Annotated in this window: 14 protein-coding genes; 1 reads left to right on the top strand and 13 read right to left on the bottom strand. The window is 55.4% G+C overall.

Annotated elements, in window-relative coordinates; translation table 11 throughout:
- The first annotated feature begins 286 nt into the window (after positions 1-286).
- A complete protein-coding gene (locus NW747_RS04730; RefSeq protein ID WP_273188197.1) occupies positions 287-1,204 on the top strand; it encodes a dienelactone hydrolase family protein in 918 nt (305 codons plus the stop codon).
- A gap of 107 nt (positions 1,205-1,311) precedes the next feature.
- Here NW747_RS04730 and NW747_RS04725 read toward each other — a convergent pair whose 3' ends face one another.
- The 13 genes from NW747_RS04725 to NW747_RS04665 form a co-directional block, all read right to left on the bottom strand.
- Positions 1,312-2,670 (bottom strand): aminotransferase class III-fold pyridoxal phosphate-dependent enzyme, encoded by a 1,359-nt coding sequence (locus NW747_RS04725; protein ID WP_273188196.1) that lies wholly within the window; start codon positions 2,668-2,670, stop codon positions 1,312-1,314.
- 872 nt (positions 2,671-3,542) lie between these two features.
- Positions 3,543-4,526: a hydrogenase expression/formation protein HypE gene (gene hypE, locus NW747_RS04720; protein WP_273188195.1), complete on the bottom strand. Its 984-nt coding sequence runs from the start codon at positions 4,524-4,526 to the stop codon at positions 3,543-3,545.
- A gap of 1 nt (position 4,527) precedes the next feature.
- Positions 4,528-5,562, bottom strand: a complete 1,035-nt coding sequence (hypD, locus tag NW747_RS04715; RefSeq protein WP_273188194.1) for a hydrogenase formation protein HypD — start codon at positions 5,560-5,562, stop codon at positions 4,528-4,530.
- Positions 5,559-5,780: a HypC/HybG/HupF family hydrogenase formation chaperone gene (locus tag NW747_RS04710; RefSeq protein ID WP_273188193.1), complete on the bottom strand. Its 222-nt coding sequence runs from the start codon at positions 5,778-5,780 to the stop codon at positions 5,559-5,561. Before NW747_RS04710 ends, hypD begins: the two co-directional genes overlap by 4 nt.
- 9 nt (positions 5,781-5,789) lie before the next feature.
- A complete protein-coding gene (gene hypF, locus NW747_RS04705) occupies positions 5,790-8,018 on the bottom strand; it encodes a carbamoyltransferase HypF (RefSeq protein ID WP_273188192.1) in 2,229 nt (742 codons plus the stop codon).
- A 1,317-nt stretch (positions 8,019-9,335) separates the two neighbouring features.
- Positions 9,336-9,992: a hydrogenase nickel incorporation protein HypB gene (gene hypB, locus NW747_RS04700; RefSeq protein WP_273188191.1), complete on the bottom strand. Its 657-nt coding sequence runs from the start codon at positions 9,990-9,992 to the stop codon at positions 9,336-9,338.
- Entirely contained in the window at positions 9,993-10,337 is a 345-nt protein-coding gene (locus tag NW747_RS04695) for a hydrogenase maturation nickel metallochaperone HypA/HybF (protein ID WP_273188190.1), read from the bottom strand.
- Positions 10,330-12,147, bottom strand: a complete 1,818-nt coding sequence (locus NW747_RS04690) for a 4Fe-4S binding protein (protein ID WP_273188189.1) — start codon at positions 12,145-12,147, stop codon at positions 10,330-10,332. The genes NW747_RS04695 and NW747_RS04690 overlap by 8 nt, the downstream gene beginning before the upstream one ends.
- A gap of 11 nt (positions 12,148-12,158) precedes the next feature.
- The gene (locus NW747_RS04685) at positions 12,159-13,244 is read right to left on the bottom strand and encodes a hydrogenase large subunit (protein WP_273188188.1); all 1,086 of its coding nucleotides are present in this window, start codon (positions 13,242-13,244) and stop codon (positions 12,159-12,161) included.
- Between the two features lie 6 nt (positions 13,245-13,250).
- Positions 13,251-13,688 carry an NADH-quinone oxidoreductase subunit C gene (locus NW747_RS04680; RefSeq protein ID WP_008860580.1) on the bottom strand — a complete coding sequence of 146 codons (438 nt, stop codon included), beginning with the start codon at positions 13,686-13,688 and terminating at the stop codon, positions 13,251-13,253.
- Complete coding sequence (locus tag NW747_RS04675; RefSeq protein WP_273188187.1) at positions 13,669-14,181, bottom strand: NADH-quinone oxidoreductase subunit B family protein; 513 nt, start codon at positions 14,179-14,181, stop codon at positions 13,669-13,671. The genes NW747_RS04680 and NW747_RS04675 overlap by 20 nt, the downstream gene beginning before the upstream one ends.
- 12 nt (positions 14,182-14,193) lie before the next feature.
- Entirely contained in the window at positions 14,194-15,069 is an 876-nt protein-coding gene (locus NW747_RS04670) for a respiratory chain complex I subunit 1 family protein (protein WP_008860578.1), read from the bottom strand.
- Positions 15,062-16,963, bottom strand: coding sequence for an NADH-quinone oxidoreductase subunit 5 family protein (locus tag NW747_RS04665; RefSeq protein ID WP_273188186.1), 1,902 nt, complete (start codon positions 16,961-16,963; stop codon positions 15,062-15,064). The genes NW747_RS04670 and NW747_RS04665 overlap by 8 nt, the downstream gene beginning before the upstream one ends.
- Positions 16,964-17,068 lie beyond the last annotated feature (105 nt).

The following is a 17,068-nucleotide window of genomic DNA, read 5'->3' as shown; positions in this document are numbered from 1 at the left end:
CACAGGCGCGTCAAACTTAAGCCCCTTAAGAACCTTCGGCCCAGCGGGCCGTCAACCCTCAAGCCCCATAGGGGCTTGTCCATAAGGCGTGTCAACCTTCGGGAATACTGGAAAGCACCGCCCAGGGCCCGGTCCCGATCCCGACCGCGCCACAGGCGCCCCACCACCACCCTTTGAACCCTTTAGCAAAGAGGCCATTTCCTTTTTGCCCTTCCATGATATAATAGTGCAATTGGAGGGCATTTATCCTCTGTGGATTGTTATTTCAATTAAGGAGATCTTACCATTGGGTAAAGTTACAAAAGCACTGGCCGCCCTGGCTTTGGGCGCTGTCACTGCCTATCTGTTTCCCCGCAGGAAGGATTCTTCCCTGCCGGTGGGCGAAAGTTCTTATTTTCTGGAGGACAGAAGCGGCACATGCGGAGAGCCTATTCCGGTATACTATTACAAGCCTGCCACCTGGACTGAAGACCAGCCCGTGTTTATCGCTTTTCCGGGGTACACCAGGAAGGCGGAGCGGTTTGAGAAGCATCTGGAGGAGCTGGCGGTACGATACAATATGCTCATCGCCTGCCCGGAGTTTTCCACGAAGAAATATCCCGGCGCCCGGTGGTATCAGGAAGGAAATATTTCCGATGCAGAAGGTGAAAAAGGGACGATTCAGCCCCGGCAGCAGTGGACCTTTGATGCCATCGACCATGTGACAGGAGCGGTAAGACGGCGGACCCATGCCAAAGGCAAGGTCATCCTTTTCGGTCATTCCGCCGGCGGCCAGCTCATGCACCGTTATTCCCTCTTTGCCAGCCATCCGGCTGCTGACGCCATTGTGTGCGCCAATGCGGGCTGGTTCACCATGCCTGATGAAAGTGTATGCTATCCCTACGGTATCAAGAACGTGCCTCTTTCGGACAGGGACCTGGCCCGGGCCTTTGCCCGTCCCGTCATTATGCTGATGGGCGGAAATGATATTTCCCGGGAGAAGCCTTTCCGGGATACGCCGGAGGCCGATGCCCAGGGTATGAACCGCATGGAGCGGTGCAACAATTACTTCCATTTCTGCGAGGCAAAAGCTGCGGAATTGGGCGTCCCCTTCTGCTGGCAGCTGCATGTGGTGGAAGGCGCCGCCCATGAGGGCGGCAAAATGGCGGAAGGAGCCATGAAGCTTTTCTGCCAGGAACCGCTGGATGAAACGGTAGGCATGTGACCAGGCCCCTTCTAGGCCTGTAAGGGCCCATGGGCTTTCAGAAAGACGATTTCTCTATAACAAAAAACGACTGCCGAAGCAGTCGTTTTTTTATGTATGAAACAGATTTACCAGCCGTGGCGGTACTCGAAGACACCGTCAGGAATGTCTCCTTTTTCCAGCTCGGTGAGGGATTCGTCCAGAATGGTGAAGGCTTTGTGAAGGTTTTCTTTGGAAATGTTGAGGGGCGGCTGCACGCGGAGCAGGTTTTCGCCCAGGGTAATGATGATGAGTCCCTTTTCATAGGAGCGGAAGCAGACTTTGAAGGTGCCGTCTCCGTCGGGGATGGTATTTCCTTTTTCATCTTTCTTCACAATGCCGATGGCCCAGGACATGCCGCGGCCGCGATAGAAGGCCACTTTGTCCGGATGTTTTTCTTTCAGCGCTGCCAGTTCCTTCTGGATATCGGCGCAGTTCCTTTTATAAATAGTCTGGAATTCTTCGGACTGATAGTAGTCGAAGGCTGCATTGCCTGCGGCGCAGGCAATGGCGTTGCCGCCCAGGGTGAAGAGATGGGCCGGCGCAGGAAGGCAGTCCATGATTTCCGCTCTTCCCATGAAGGCCCCCAGGGTCAGGCCGGCGCCGATGGATTTGCCCATGATGATGCCGTCAGGAATGATGCCGGGGTAGTTTTCAATGGCAAAGAAGTGGCCTGCCCGCCAGAAGCCCTGCTGCACTTCTTCATCAATGAAGAGGATACCGTGCTTTTTGCAGAGGTCATAGAGTTTTTTCATGAAAATGGGATGGGCCGGAAGGATGCCTGCATCGCCCTGGATGGCTTCAATCACCACTGCTGCCACTTCATCGGCAGGCATGTAGGTTTTGAAGGCGGTTTCGATATCCTTCACTGCTTCCTTTTCCACAATGTCATCGGGCACATTGTCACCGTAAAAGGGGAAATGGTAAATTTCCGGAAGGAAAGGTCCCATTTTGGCATGCATACGGGTGGTGCAGGTGGTCATGGAAGAGGATCCGTAGGTATTTCCATGGTAGCCGTTGATAAAGGTAATAATTTTCGTCCGTCCTGTGTAGGCTCTGGCAAATTTCACAGCTGCATCGTTGCCGTCGGAGCCGCAGTTGCCAAAGGCAATCTTGGCCTTCACGCCGCCGGGATATACGGAGGTCAGCTTTTCCGCATAGGAAATCATGGGTTCATTGTAGGAGTAGGCAGCGGTGTACTGGGTGCATTTCTTCAGCTGCGCTTCAATGGCTTTGGTAAGAATGGGATTGGAGCTTCCCAGATTCAGGGAAGAGGCGCTGGTGAGGAAATCAATATATTCATTGCCGTCAGCGTCTTTCAGGATTTCTCCCTTCCCGCTTTCTACGGCAAAGGGATAATAGGAAAGGTGCTGGCAGGGAGCTACCACCTTTTCATCCCGGGCTACAAGGTCTAAACATTTATCAATCTTTTTCTGAATTTTATACATAGTTCCTCCTTGTACTTGAAATAGGGAAACAGCGTTTCCTCTTCTCTGAAATCGTCTTATTGACAAGTGTATAAAGAGAGGGCGGGATTGTCAAGGGCCGCAGGCGGCATCTGCCGCCTGCGGCCCGGGTTCAGAGGGTTCAGAAGGTTCGCCCATTGGGCGAACGGGGGCGCGGCTGACGCCGCAGGTTGGGACCGCCTGTCGGCGGCAGGTTGTGTAGAAGGGCCACGGAAAAAGGTTCTTAAGATTGACACCTGCTGCGCGGGCGAAGGTTCTTAGGTTTGACAGCCGCCTTTGGCGGCTGAGGGTTGTGGATTGCCGCCTTCGGCGGTGATAAATAAAAATGCCGCCTGACGGCGGTTCCATACCAACTTAGAATATCAATATCCCTCGCAGCCTCGTACACCCTTTCCCGCTTCGCGGGAATTCCCCTCAAGGGGAAACAAGACGTTACGGGATTACCCTCCCGTCTCACATGGTCATTCTGAACACAGGGAAGAATCCTGGTGCATGACGACAGTGTCTCATCTGCCTGTAAGTACCAGTCGGCGGGAAGGGCTCGCTCCGCTCGCCTCCCCCTTGCCCGCTGCGCGGGACTTCCCCCGCAAGCGGTGGCAGAACAACCCCTGCTTTGCTTAGAGCCACATATGAGATTACATCCTCGCAGAGTTTTGTTGTGCCTCCCTCCTGGGTAAAGGTGGTACCACCAGCCGACAAGGGGGGAAATGCATTTCCACGTGCGAAGTGAGGCTGCATGGTTTTATCATAATGGCGCCCAATGATTTTTAAAGGGCGCCCACCACCGCGGATAGCGGATAGCGGACAGCTGTCCCACTACCCCACCAGCCCACTAGTACACTAGTACACTATCATCAACATATTCTTGGCAGTCCTTCTCCTCTGAGGGGCAGGAGTTTTCTTTTTCCTCCGTAGGCGGTGATGAGGTGGACGCCTTCGCCTTTGGTAATACGGCCTGCCAGGGATGCCTGTCTGCCATAGGGATGGTTTCGTAAAATGGCAAGGGCCCGGTCTGCTTCTTTTTCGGGAAGGATGATCATCATTTTCCCTTCGTTTCCCATGGTCAGGGGATCCAGGCCCAGAATGCCGGAGAGCTCTCGGATTTCTTCAGACACTGGAATCTCATCTTCCATCAGTTCCATGGCTTTGCCGGAGGCTGCGGTCAGTTCGCTTGCCACCGTGGCCAGGCCGCCTCTGGTAATATCCCGGATGGTATGAATGGTGAGGCCTTCCTTAAGAAGACTTTCCACCAGTCCGTTTAAAGGGGCGCAGTCGCTTCTGAGGCTGCTCTTCATGTGTAGCCGGGCGGTGAGGATGGTGCCGTGGTGGTCGCCCATGGTGCCGGTGAGGATGACGGCATCTCCTTCTTCCATGGCGGAGGCAGAAATGGCAAGGCCCTTTGCCCTTTCACCGATGCCGGCAGTATTGATATAGAGACCCCCTTTGCCTTCAATAACCTTGGTGTCTCCTGCTACGATGGAAACGCCTGCTTCCCTGGCCGTTTCCGCCATGGAGGAAACTACCTTTTCCAGTATCTCCGTTTCCAGTCCTGTTTCCAGAATGAAGGAGGCCGTGAGATAGAGGGGTCTGGCTCCCATGGAGGACAGGTCATTCACCGTGCCGCAGATAGACAGTTTCCCTATATCACCGCCGGAAAAGAAGAGGGGTTCCACCACGAAGCTGTCGGAGGTAAGGACGGGATGGCCCTTCATCACCGGCAGGACGGCACCGTCTTCCATCCGGTCCAATATGGGATTTGTAAAATATTTTTCAAAGAGTTCATGGATGAGGCGGCCGGTTTCTTCGCCGCCGGAACCATGGCGTAATTCGATTTTCATATTAACCTCCCCGATAGGTAATGGAGCAGGCCCCTTCGCCGGATACCATGCAGGCCCCTACCGGATGGTCCGGGGTACAGGCTTTTCCGAAGCAGGGGCAGTTTTGAGGCACCATGCGGCCGGTGAGCACGGAGGCGCAGCAGCAGCCTTTGGGCATGACGTCTTCTGTAAGGCCCCGGCTGCCGGCGTCCAGGAATTCATATTTTCCGGAAATATAAAGGCCCGAGCCTCTGATGGTGCCGAGGCCCCGCCAGACGGCGTCTCCTGCTTCAAAGATTTCATGCATCAGGGAAAGGGCCTTTGGATTGCCTTCTTCCCGTACCACCGAGGGGTATTCGTTCCAAAGGCCCCCTTTTTTTCTGGATGCTTCCAGCACCAGCCGAGAAAGGGCACGAAGAAGAAGAGGCGGTGTAAATCCGCCGATAACCATGGGTTTCCCCGATGTTTCCGCCAGATGAAAGAAGGGACGGCTTCCTGTAATCACCGCCACGTGGCCGGGACAGAGAAAACCGTCAATGTGAAGGTCCCTGGCCAGAATGTTCATGGCCTGAGGCATGGTTTTTAAAGCGGTGAGGAAGCGGATATTCCCTATGTTTTCGTCATAGGCCCGTTTCACCAGATCCGCCCATACCGGCGCCGTAGTTTCAAAGCCCACTGCCGCCAGAACGTAGGTGGTCTGCCGGTCTTTTGCCGCCATGGCCAGCCCTTCTTCGGGATTATAGAAGAAATCCACCCTGCCGCCCCGATCCCGGGCGCCGGAAAGGGACAGGCGGCTTCCCGGCACCGCCAGAAGGTCCCCAAAGGCCAGGACCTTGTATCCTTCGGTCATGGCATAGGACACCAGCTTGTCGATGTAGGCCGTAGGCGTCACGCACACAGGGCAGCCGGGGCCGGAGAGAAGGGTGATTTTCGGCGACAGGATCTGCCGGATACCGCTCCTGTACAGGGAAGAGGTGTGGGTGCCGCAGACCTCCATGAGACGAAGGGGCGGCCCGTCATAGGTGGAAAGGAAGCGGGCCAGTTCTTTTTCTCTCATTCCTTTGCCAGCTCCTCGATTTCTTTAAACAGGTCAATCCAGTCATGGGCTTCCTTTTTTTCCACAATCTGGATGGCCATGCCTGCATGAACCAGCACATAATCACCGATTTTCGCAGGTACCATGGAAAGGTTCACCGGCACTTCGGTACCGGAAAAATCCACCATGCCATGGGTGCCGATGATGCTTACCACTCTGCCCGGATAGGCTACACACATAGGTCCTCCTTATCCCTGCATGAGGCCGTAGAAGGCCTGGCCCAGGGAAATACCCCCGTCGCCGCAGGGAACTTTTTCATTACCATATACTTTGAAATGCTCTTTTGTCAGAGCCTCTTTCGTTTCTGTCCATAAAATGCCGTTATGGAAGCAGCCGCCGGTGAGGATGACCTGCTCCACGCCCAGAAGGCGGGCGCTTTCCACCACCATGTCTACAATGGCCCGGTGAAATCCCAGGGCTGCTTCCTCTATTGTATCATCTGCTTCCACAAGGGATGCGATGAGATCTTCCCTGTGCCAAATGAGCTGTCCCTTTTCTTCCTTCAGGGACAGATGGAGGGGAAGGGCCGCCTTTCCCTTCCTTTTGGCCTGCTCTGCCGCCTGCTCCAGGGCCATGGCGCATTCCCCTTTGAAACGGTTTTCTTCTTTCAGGTGAAGAAGGGCGGCAGCGCTGTCAAAGAGCCGTCCCATAGCGGAATCCCTGATGGTATTCACCCCGGCCGCCAGGGCTGCCTTCACCAGCCCATAGCGGTGATCCTCTGCCTGAAGGCCTGCATAAACAAGACTGGCCAGTCCTGTCTTCCAGGCCTGTTTCATGGAAATATCGCCGCCCAGAAGAGGCATGGCATCCAGGTGGCCGGCCCGCACCATCTGATTTCCTTCCAGAAGAAGAATCTCTCCGCCCCAGATGGTGCCGTCAGTGCCATAGCCGGTGCCGTCGAAAACGAAGGCCGCCGCCTTTCCCGAGAGTCCATGCTCCGCCATAACGGAAAGGCCGTGGGCGTGATGATGCTGCACCTTCCAGAGGGGAATCCCCCGGTCCGCAGAAAGACGCTCTCCCAGGGCTGAAGAAATATAGCGGGGATGAAGGTCCGTCACAATCTGCTCGGGCCGGATGCCCAGCATATTTTCCCAGTCCTCTATCATATGAAGGAACGCTTCCTCAGAAGATTCATTTTCCAAATCGCAGGGCATTTCCCCGGGATACAAACGCCCCCGGGCGGTAAGACAGAAGGAAGGCTCCATGTCCGCTCCCATAGCCAAAAGGGCCCCCTCTTTCGCCCCCTGCACCGCAGGCTCCGGCAGAAATCCCCGAGTGCGGCGGATCATGTCCCTATGGCTTTCTTCCGCCTTCACCACGCTGTCATCGGCAGGACGGAGGATGTCCCGGTTATTGGTGAAGAGGCCGTCCACCGGATGGTCATGAAACCAGGCCAGCGCCTCTTCATCTTTATAAAGGATAGGCTCTCCGCTCATATTGGCACTGGTCACCACCAGCGGCGCCTTGACGCCGTCGGTCAAAAGATCATAAAACGCAGAAGGCTGCAGGAATATCCCCAGCCGCGGCACCCCTTCCGCCACCGCTTTGATTTCCTTCTTCGGCCTGCAGAGCACAATGGGACAGGCCGGAGAAGTGAGGAGCTTCCTGTCCCGGTCTGTGAGGAAACAGAGCTTTTCTGCTTCCTTTAACGAATGGACCATGAGGGCAAAGGGCTTCCCTTCCCGGTGTTTCAGGCGGCGCAGGCGAAGCACCGTCTCCTCCCTGTCTCCCCGGCACACCAGCTGAAAGCCGCCGATGGATTTCACCATCACCACCTTTCCCGCCTTCACCAGAGCGATGGCCCTTTCCATGGCCTTTTCCCCCTGAGCCTCTTCTCCGCCCTGGGTCACCATGGAAAGCGCCGGCCCACAGGCAGCGCAGCAGATGGTCTCCCCATGGCAGCGGCGGTCCTTCAGATCCTCATACTCCCTTTGGCACTCCGGGCACAGGGGAAATGAATCCATCGTCGTACGGGGGCGGTCATAGGGAAGACTCCGGATGATGGTATACCGGGGCCCGCAGGCGGTGCAGGAAAGGAAGGGATACTGGAAATGGCGGTCCTTCCTGTCATGAAGCTCCTTCCGGCAGGAAGGGCAGATGGCAATATCCGCCGGAAAAAGGGGAGCCAAAGGCTCCCCGCTGCTTTCTATGGCAGAGAAAGTAGAAAAGTTTTCCAGAGGGACCTCCTCTTTCGTCACTTTCTCCACAGCCACAGGATAAGGCGCTTCCTCAAGTTCCTTCTCCAGCGCCAAAAGGGCCTCCCTGTCCCCGGAAGCCCTGATTTCCACCACACCGCCCAGATTCTTCACCCAGCCCGTAAGGCCCAGCGAAAGAGCCGTCCGGCAGACAAAAGGACGGAATCCCACCCCCTGTACTCTGCCTTCCAGCAGCAAACGGATGGTATGGATATGAGACATGGTGTGGCCTCCTTTTTTTAAGGGCCGCTTTGGCGGCCCGGGTGCATATTGGACGCGCCTTTAGCGCGAGGGTTCAGAGGGTTCAGAAGGTTCAGAGGGTTCAGAGGGTTCAGGAGGAAGGTTCTTAGGATTGACCGACCCTATGGGCCGGAGGGTTCTTAAGTTTGACAGGCCTTTGGCCCGAGGGTTGTGGTGGCGCCCTGCGGGCGATGAGTTTTATAAGCCGCCTGCGGCGGTCACGTTCACATCGAGTATCATAATCATTAATACCCTCGTACATCCCTTCGCCACTTCGTGGCCCTCTTCCCCTAAGGGGGACGCAAGGAGCGTTACGGGATTTGCTTTTCTGTGTCATAGGGCTTGATTGGCATCCTGGTGATTAGCCGCTGCGCGGCTCCCCCTTATCCGGCTACGCCGGACTTTCCCCCATCCGGGGGACAGAATAAATCGCTCTATGCTTTCCTGCAGAGACATGGCTCCATGGCTAAGCATCCATAGTGCCCCCGCTTGCGGGGGAAAGGTGGTGGCGCCAGCCACCAAAGGGGGGACACACCGGAATGGTACATGAAGTATATGACGCCCTGTTTTTCTCTCCATATCTCTCGTTTCCCCTTGAGGGGAAGTCCCGCGAAGCGGGAAAGGGTGTACAAGGCTGAGCAGAGATATGACACTCTATCATTTTCCTGACCGCCAATCGGCGGCCCCCTGAGCGGAGCGACGCGCAAAATGTAGTGGGTCGTTTCCCCTTTAGGGGGCAATGAGTATTATAATGCCGCCTTTCGGCGGTCACGTCCATATCGAGTGTCATAATCATTCATACCCTCGTCCACCCCTTCGCCACTTCGTGGCCCTCTTCCCCTAAAGGGGACGCAAGAGCGTTACGGCATTGGCTTCCGGTGTCATATAGCATGAAAAGCATTCTGCTGACTGGCTCGCTGCGCTCGCCACCCCCTATCCGGCCGTGCCATTGGACACACCTACGGTGTGAGGGTTCACAGGGTTCAGAAGGTTCAAAAGGTTCAAAAGGTTCAGAGGGTGGTGGTAGCGCCCTTCGGGCGCAGATTACAAAAAAGCCAGCCCGCGCCCTCCCGTCATTTCGACCGAAGCGAAGCGGAGTGGAGAAATCTCCTCCTCTGATGGTACGGGCGGCATTACGGTGGGAGATCTCTCGACTCAGAGCATCATGGGAGCGGTTCTTGTCTGTCTCCCATAGCGGCACGTACCTCCGCTCGAGATGACGAAAGAGCCGTGTCACCCCACCGTCATGTTAAAAAAGGGGCGCGGCTCCGCCGCGGTAAGCAGATAGCAGCCGCAGGTCTATCTTCCCTTCCCGGCGGCTTCTTCAATCCACTCTGCCGCTTCTTTGTATCCTTCTCCTGTTTTTCCGCTGACCTTGAATACCGGCGCCTGTTTGTTCAGGTGGCGGAGGCCCTTCATGAAGAAGTCTTCGTCGAAGTCCAGATATGGCATAAGGTCTGTCTTGTTGAGAAGGATGATATCCGCCTTTTCAAAGGCCAGGGGGTATTTGTAGGGCTTGTCGCTGCCGTCGGCCACGCTGACGATGAGCATTTTGATATTTTCTCCTATGTTCAGTTCCGCGGGGCAGACGAGATTTCCTACATTTTCTATGAAAAGGATGCCTCCTTCTCTGAAATCCATGGTGTGCACCGCATTGTGCACCAGGGGGGCGTCCAGGTGGCAGGCACCGAAGGTGTTGATCTGGGCGGCGGTAACATTTTCTTTTCTAAGCCGTTCCGTGTCGATGTCGGATTCAATGTCTCCTTCAATGACGTATATTTTGGATTTCATATGTTTCATGAGCTGTTCCAGGGATGTGGTCTTGCCGGTTCCCGGAGCCCCCATGACGTTGATGGTATATACATTCCTCTTCATGAGGTATTCTCTTACGTGTTCGGCAATGTGATTGTTGTGGGCGTAAATGTCTTCCATGACGCCGGCTTTTACCATATGCATTCAATCAACCTCCAGGTCTACAGATTCTATATAAAATTCCTTGCCTATGTCCGTGGGGGAGCCGTCGCCTCCGCAGCGGGGACAGGTGAAGGAGAATTTCTTTCTTTCAAAGAGACAGCCGCAGCGGTCGCATTTCATTTTGGGCTTTACATCCTGAATGGTGAGAAGGGCGCCCTCACAGAGGGTGCCCTCGGAAATGACATCAAAATACATTTGGATGGATTCTCCGATGAAACCGGAGTCCTCTCCTACCACCAGATGGATGGCCTTTACAATGCCCCCCTTTTCACGGGCCGTTTTTTCCGCCATGCGGACGATTTCCAAAGTCACCGGATATTCATGCATGGGGCTCATCCTTTGGCGCTTCTTTCCTGGCCGGCGCCGGACGGGAAGGGCGGCGGAGGACTTTCCCCTGATAGGTGGATTTCATCTCTTTCTTCTCCCCTGCGTCCCAGGCATCTGCCAAAGTGAGGCAGCGGGCAGGGCAGCCGTCGGCGCAGACGCCGCAGGTGATGCATTTCTCCCGGTCAATAGTCCAGGTGCGGTTCCTCCGGTCTATGGAAATAGCTCCTGCCGGGCAGTTATGCTCGCACTTGCCGCAGAATAAACATTTCTCCGCTTCTATCCGGATATGGGTATCCGGCACTGCTTTTGGTGCTGTTTCTTTGACAGGAGAAGGCTTCGGCGTGGGAGCTTCTGCTGCTTTGTCTTCCTTTATGGGGGAAGGCGCCGGCGCAGGAGCCTGTTTTCTTCCTGCCGGCGGGCGGCGGAGGACTTTCCCCTGATAGGTGGATTTCATTTCTTTCTTCTCCCCTGCTTCCCAGGCATCTGCCAAAGTGAGGCAGTGGGCGGGGCAGCCATCGGCGCAGACGCCGCAGGTGATGCATTTCTCCCGGTCAATGGTCCAGGTGCGGTTTCTCCGGTCTATAGAAATGGCATCAGCCGGGCAGTTATGCTCGCATTTGCCGCAGAATAAACATTTCTCCGCTTCTATCCGGATATGGGTATCCGGCACAGATGCTTCCGGTGCCGCTTCTTTGACAGGAGCCGGCTTCGGGGCGGGAGATTCTGCTGCTTTTTCTTCCTTTATGGGGGAAGGCGCCGGCGCTGGAGCCGGTTTTCTTCCTGCCGGCGGGCGGCGGAGGACTTTCCCCTGATAGGTGGATTTCATTTCCTTCTTCTCCCCTGCTTCCCAGGCATCTGCCAAAGTGAGGCAGCGGGCGGGGCAGCCGTCAGCGCAGACGCCGCAGGTGATGCATTTCTCCCGGTCGATGGTCCAGGTACGGTTCCTCCGGTCTATGGAAATGGCATCAGCCGGACAGTTATGCTCGCATTTGCCGCAGAATAAACATTTTTCCGCTTCTATCCGGATATGGGTATCCGGCACAGTGGCTTCTTCCGTTTTCACTGCAGGCATCGGGTTCTCTGCCGGAGCTTCCGGCTTTGCCGCCTGGACAGGAGATGTAAGGGGCCCTTCTTTCTCCGCAGGAGCGAACGTTGAAGGTCTTCGCCTTACAGGGGGGCGGGAGCCTTTCATGGTGATTTCGCTTGGATTGCCCAGGTAGCAGCCCAGGGACAGGCATTTCCTTGGACAGTTGTCGATGCAGGTGCCGCAGTTCACGCAGGCTTCCAGGTTAATGCGCCAGGTACGGGAGCGGCGGTCCACGGTAATGGCGCCGGAGGGGCAGTTCCGCATGCACTGGCCGCAGAAGATACATTTCATAATATTGTTTACAATATGGCTCCGGTCGTCCATGGCGGCCTCTGCCATATTGATGGCTGCCACCTTGCGCTGCACTCTGGACACGCCGTCTTCTTTCTTCACCTGGAGGATGATTTCTGATTTCTTCACATCCGGCGCTGCCGCTTCCGGGTCCATGTGGAGACATTTCTTGGGGCATACCTCCACGCAGCCGGCGCACTGGACGCAGGCGAAGGGGTTGATTTTCCATATGCCTGTGGTGCGGTCCACGGTAATGGCACCGGCCGGGCAGGTGCGCATGCACTGGCCGCAGAGGATGCAGCGGCTGATGTCGTTGATCACCCGGCCCCGGTCATGGGGCTTAAAGGTTTTGGGCTTTAAGGGATAGGAGGTGGTAACCGGCGGTTTGAACAGGTTGGAAAGGGCCTGTTTCATATAAATGAGAAAACTCATGGGACGCCTCCTTATCTTTCACAGCAGCTGATGCAGGGATCGATGGTGAGGATAATGTTGGGCACATCGGCCAGTTCGCAGCCTTTCAGCATTTTCACCAGGGCTGCCAGATTGACGTTGGTGGGAGTGCGGAGGCGGAACCGTTCCAGGTTCTTTGTGCCGTTGCCTTTCACGTAGTAAAGGGCTTCGCCCCGGGGCTGTTCCACCCTGGTGAAATATTCGCCTGCCGGGGGAAGGCCTCTGACCGGTGCTTCGATGGCTCCTTCCGGAAGAAGTTCCAGACAGCCGCAGATGAGGTCGATGGACTGGGTCAGTTCTCCCAGCCTCACCTTCACCCTGGCCAGGCAGTCGCCGGCGGTTTCAGTGACAGGATGGAAATGGAGCTTTTTGTAGAAGCCTTCATCCTCAGCCATGCGGTAGTCTACAGGAAGGCCGCTGGCCCGGGCCATGGGGCCTACACAGCCCATGTCCATGGCATCGTTCATGGAAAGGACCCCTACCCCTTCCAGACGGCTCTGGATGGTATTGTCATAGAGGAATACCATGGCCATCTGGCTGATTTCTTTTTTGAGTTCCTTCATTTTTTCCAGAATCATTTTCCGCTGGCTGTCGGTGATATCTCTTCTTACGCCGCCGATTTTGCAGACCGAGAAAATGACCCGGCCCCCTGTGGTTTCTTCAAAAATATCCAGCACCATTTCCCTGATGCGCCAGGCATGCATGAAAAGGCTTTCAAATCCCATGGCGTCGGCGGCCAGGCCGAACCAGAGAAGGTGGCTGTGGAGCCGGGAGAGCTCATGCCACAGGGTGCGCAGGCAGCTGGCCCGCTCCGGTATCTCGATGTTCATGAGGCCTTCCACCGCTTTGGCATAGCCCCAGCCATGGCCGAAGGAACAGATGCCGCATACCCTTTCCGCCACATAGATGAACTGTTTGAAATCCCTCTTTTCCACCAGTTTTTCCAGTCCGCGATGGACATAGCCGATGGAGGGCACGGCCCGGACGACTTTTTCATCCTTCAGTTCCAGGTCCAGATGAATCGGTTCCGGCAGTACCGGATGCTGGGGGCCAAAGGGGACTGTGGTTATTTCTGCCATTTGAAATCAATCCTCCTTTGTATCTTTATGTACAGAAGCATCAATGCCAAGGCCGCTCCGAAGATTGACCTTCACCGCCCGTTTGGCATGGACGGCGCCGGACAGGTCGTGCCAGGGGGTCTTTTGGGCCAGATGGTAGAAATGGCCGCCGTAGTCCACCTCCGGCGCAATGAACCGGATGTCCAGACCGAAGAGGTCATGGATTTCATTTTCCCAGACGAAGGCATACCAGTAAAGGCTGGTGACACTCATGACAGAGCCGGAAAGAGGCACAATCAGGCGCAGATGATAGAGGAAATAGTTCTTGTCAAAGGTATAGGTAAGCTCATAGCCCTCTTCCACCCGGGTGCAGAGGATCTGCACCAGACGGCAGCCTTCCTTCTTGAAACGGGCCGTCCTTTCCAGAAGGTCTTCACTCCTGATTTCAATGACCTGCTGTTTCATGTTTGTCCTCCTCTCCATAGGCGCCAAAGGCTTTTGGTTTTTCCATAGGTACGCCGTGATTTCCGGTGGCTTTCAGTTTCCTGTGCTTTTCTTCCAGCACCGAAAGGCCCTTCACCACGCCGGCAATAATGGACTCCGGCCGGGCGGCGCAGCCCGGCACATACACGTCCACCGGAATGGCCTTGTCCATACCGCCAAGCATGTTGTAGCATTCCCGGAAAACGCCGCCGGTGCAGGCGCAGGTGCCTACGGCAATCACAACTTTAGGCTCCGGCATCTGGTCATAAATCTGCCGCACCACCGGCAGATTCTGGGCATTCACTCCGCCGGTGACGAGGAAAATGTCCGCATGCTTGGGATCCCCGGTATTCACAATGCCGAACCGCTCCACGTCGTACAAAGGCGTAAGGCAGGCCAGCACTTCGATATCGCAGCCATTGCAGGAAGAGCCGTCGTAATGGATGAGCCAGGGCGATTTCTTTTCAAATCCCATAACGATTCCTCCTTATTTGAAATACATGAGAAAGGCCACATTAATAAATCCGGCCAGGAAAGAGAAAAGCCAGGTGGAAGCCAGCATTTTCTCCCATTTCATGCGGGCGCAGGAATTATCCACCAGAATGCCCGTGAAGAACACCAGACCGCATACGACAAGGCCCGGTATCAAAGTCCAGGGGGAAGAGGTGACGAAGAAGAGAAGCACCAGTCCCAGGAGGAACACATCTTCATACCACTCCGCGATTTCCACCATACCCAGAGTGCGGCCGGAAATTTCCGTCTTCACACCGCCGATGAGTTCCTGATGAGCTTCATGGGACATGGAAATATCGAAGGGCGATTTTCTGAATTTAATGAGAAGAATGTAGCAGAGGCCCAGGAAAATGCCGGGCATGCGCAGAATATTCATGGTATCGGAAGCCATGATTTCCCGAATATTGAAACTGCCGCCGGACAGATAGAAACCCAGAGCTGCCATGAGAAGCATGGGCTCATAGGCCATGGTCTGCACCAGCTCCCTTTCCGCCCCCACCTGGCTGTAGGGAGAGTCAGTGGCATAGGCGGCAATGATGAGGCACACGCTGGCCATGGTCAGGGTGAAGACCACCAGCAGAATGTCGCCCCTTGCAAAGAAGAAAGCGCCGGACAGAAGGACGAAGAGAAGGAAACCAAATACATAGAATCCCTCCGCCTTATTGACGGCTATGGGCTGCTTGTCCCAGAGCTTTCCGAAGTCATAGAAAGGCTGCAGCAGAGGCGGCCCCACCCGCCGCTGCATGCGGGCGGAAATCTTGCGGTCCAGACCGGAAAGGAGGCCCCCCAGAAGCGGCGCCAGCAGCAGATACAGCAGGGCGCCGATGACATTGATCATATAATCAGACATGGAACACACCTCCTGCTGCCAGTGACAGCTCCATGAGCACGCAGGCCAGGCAGGCCGTGTACCCCCAGAGAGTCATCCGCCTTTCACCAAACCAGGACTCCAGGTACCAGTTCCGAAGCTGCACCGGCACGATCCGCCCGGCAGCGCCGCGGTAAGCCACGTCGCTCCCCAGGTTCTCGCCGGACAGGTTCGTGATAACCTGTTTCTTCCTCCTGCTCTTGCCGAAGCGCAGCGGCAGGATAATGATAAGGAAGACCATCACCGACATAATCCACAGGTTGGACTGGGCAATGACATCATTAATATTTCTATACATTAAAGCCAGATAAGGAATGACCATGTACTGGGAAATCAGCGGGAAGAGAACGCACACCACCAGGGTCAGGGCCGCCAGAGTCTTCAGCGCCGTCCACTCCACTCCCAAAATGCCCTTCTCCCGGTTTTCATTGGTCGGTATATAGGTGGTAATCTTGCCCAGCCATTTCGTCCAATAAAACAGGGTGGTGGCAGAACCATAGACCAGCGCCAGAAGCAGCAGGGGCTGCCCTGCGTCTACGAAGGCCTTCATGGCCGCCCATTTGGAAATCAGCATGCCGAAGGGGGCCAGGAACATGCCGCAGATGCCGATCACCATGCAGAGAGAAAGGCGGGGCATGGAATTGAAAATACCGTCGAAGCTTTCCAGATTCCGGCTGCCCAGCTGCTGCTCTGCCGTTCCCACGGTGAGGAAAAGAAGACTCTTGGCCACGGCATGGAAAATGACGATCATAATCGCCGTCCAGGCTGCTTCATAGGAACCGGTGCCGGCGCAGCACACGATGAGGCCCAGATTGGAAATGGTGGAATAAGCCAGCACCTTCTTGCCGTCGGACTGGGAAATGGCGGCGCAGGAAGCAAAGAAGAAAGTAATGCCCCCGACCAGCATGGCCATAATGCCGGCATGATTATTTCCCAGAATAGGCGCCAGCTTGATAATGAGGAACACCCCAGCCTTCACCATGGTAGAAGAATGGAGCAGGGCCGACGTAGGCGTAGGCGCCACCATGGCCCCCAGAAGCCAGCCGGAGAAAGGCATCATGGCAGACTTCGTAAAGCCGCAGAACACCAGAAGCGCCACCACCGGCTCCACAGGCATCCCCTGCATACCCATGGAAAGAAGCTGGGAAATTTCAAGGGTATAGAAATGCTCTCCCAGATAGGCAATGGCCATGGCAAAGGCCAATCCTCCCAGAAGATTCATCCACAGGGCCTTGAAGGAATTGTGGATAGCCTCATTGGTACCGGAATAGCCGATGAGAAGGAAAGAACAGAGCGATGTGATTTCCCAGAAAGTGTACATGTACAGGAGATTGTTGGACATGACCAGGCCAAACATGGCTGACAGGAAAAGGAACACCACGAAGAAAAAGAAAGAGCGGCGGTCCTTCACATCCGCATGCTTCCTGTGATACACCGCCATGTACCCCAGAGAATACACCGCAATCAGACCGCCGATGATGCCGGCAATGAGAATCATGATAATGGACAGATTGTCGATATTGAAATCCCACACCGACCGGGCATAGCTGCCTGCATGAAACTCAAAGGCCACGATCAGGAAAAACTGGGCAAGCCCCAGCAGGGCGGTGAGATAGCGCTTGTATTTCACACAGAAATAAAGCACCGTCAGTGCAGCCAGACCGTCCACAGCCATCATCAGAAGCCGCACCAGCGGAGAATCCACACCGATTTTGAAAGGATGTCCGAAATACATGACCCCTACAGCCACAGAAAGGACCCCCATCAGAAGCGCCGACACACGGACCAGCGTATTCCTCACCGCTGGATTCCGGTTCACCAGAAGAATCAGTGCCGTCACCAGAGGCAGCGCAAAAAGCAATGCCGGTAAAGCCATACCCATCTCCCCTTATCCCTGAATTTACATTCGTTCTATAAGTGTACCCTTTATGCCAGGTTACTGGTTTATTAATATATACTCTATATCAAAACCCCTATTCCC

Origin of the sequence: Dialister succinatiphilus, from assembly GCF_928721695.1 — a bacterium.
GTDB classification, from domain to species: domain Bacteria; phylum Bacillota; class Negativicutes; order Veillonellales; family Dialisteraceae; genus Dialister; species Dialister succinatiphilus.
This window is presented reverse-complemented; position numbering and strand designations above follow the sequence as displayed.

What these genes read in the sequence shown, in the direction of transcription:
- NW747_RS04680 (WP_008860580.1), bottom strand. Translation starts at nt 13,688, where the DNA reads ATGAAACAGCAGGTCATTGAAATCAGGAGTGAAGACCTTCTGGAAAGG.
- NW747_RS04695 (WP_273188190.1), bottom strand. Translation starts at nt 10,337, where the DNA reads ATGCATGAATATCCGGTGACTTTGGAAATCGTCCGCATGGCGGAAAAA.
- NW747_RS04665 (WP_273188186.1), bottom strand. Translation starts at nt 16,963, where the DNA reads ATGGCTTTACCGGCATTGCTTTTTGCGCTGCCTCTGGTGACGGCACTG.
- hypD (WP_273188194.1), bottom strand. Translation starts at nt 5,562, where the DNA reads ATGAGAGAAAAAGAACTGGCCCGCTTCCTTTCCACCTATGACGGGCCG.
- NW747_RS04725 (WP_273188196.1), bottom strand. Translation starts at nt 2,670, where the DNA reads ATGTATAAAATTCAGAAAAAGATTGATAAATGTTTAGACCTTGTAGCC.
- hypB (WP_273188191.1), bottom strand. Translation starts at nt 9,992, where the DNA reads ATGCATATGGTAAAAGCCGGCGTCATGGAAGACATTTACGCCCACAAC.
- NW747_RS04670 (WP_008860578.1), bottom strand. Translation starts at nt 15,069, where the DNA reads ATGTCTGATTATATGATCAATGTCATCGGCGCCCTGCTGTATCTGCTG.
- NW747_RS04685 (WP_273188188.1), bottom strand. Translation starts at nt 13,244, where the DNA reads ATGGCAGAAATAACCACAGTCCCCTTTGGCCCCCAGCATCCGGTACTG.
- hypE (WP_273188195.1), bottom strand. Translation starts at nt 4,526, where the DNA reads ATGAAAATCGAATTACGCCATGGTTCCGGCGGCGAAGAAACCGGCCGC.
- NW747_RS04690 (WP_273188189.1), bottom strand. Translation starts at nt 12,147, where the DNA reads ATGAGTTTTCTCATTTATATGAAACAGGCCCTTTCCAACCTGTTCAAA.
- hypF (WP_273188192.1), bottom strand. Translation starts at nt 8,018, where the DNA reads ATGTCTCATATCCATACCATCCGTTTGCTGCTGGAAGGCAGAGTACAG.
- NW747_RS04710 (WP_273188193.1), bottom strand. Translation starts at nt 5,780, where the DNA reads ATGTGTGTAGCCTATCCGGGCAGAGTGGTAAGCATCATCGGCACCCAT.
- NW747_RS04675 (WP_273188187.1), bottom strand. Translation starts at nt 14,181, where the DNA reads ATGGGATTTGAAAAGAAATCGCCCTGGCTCATCCATTACGACGGCTCT.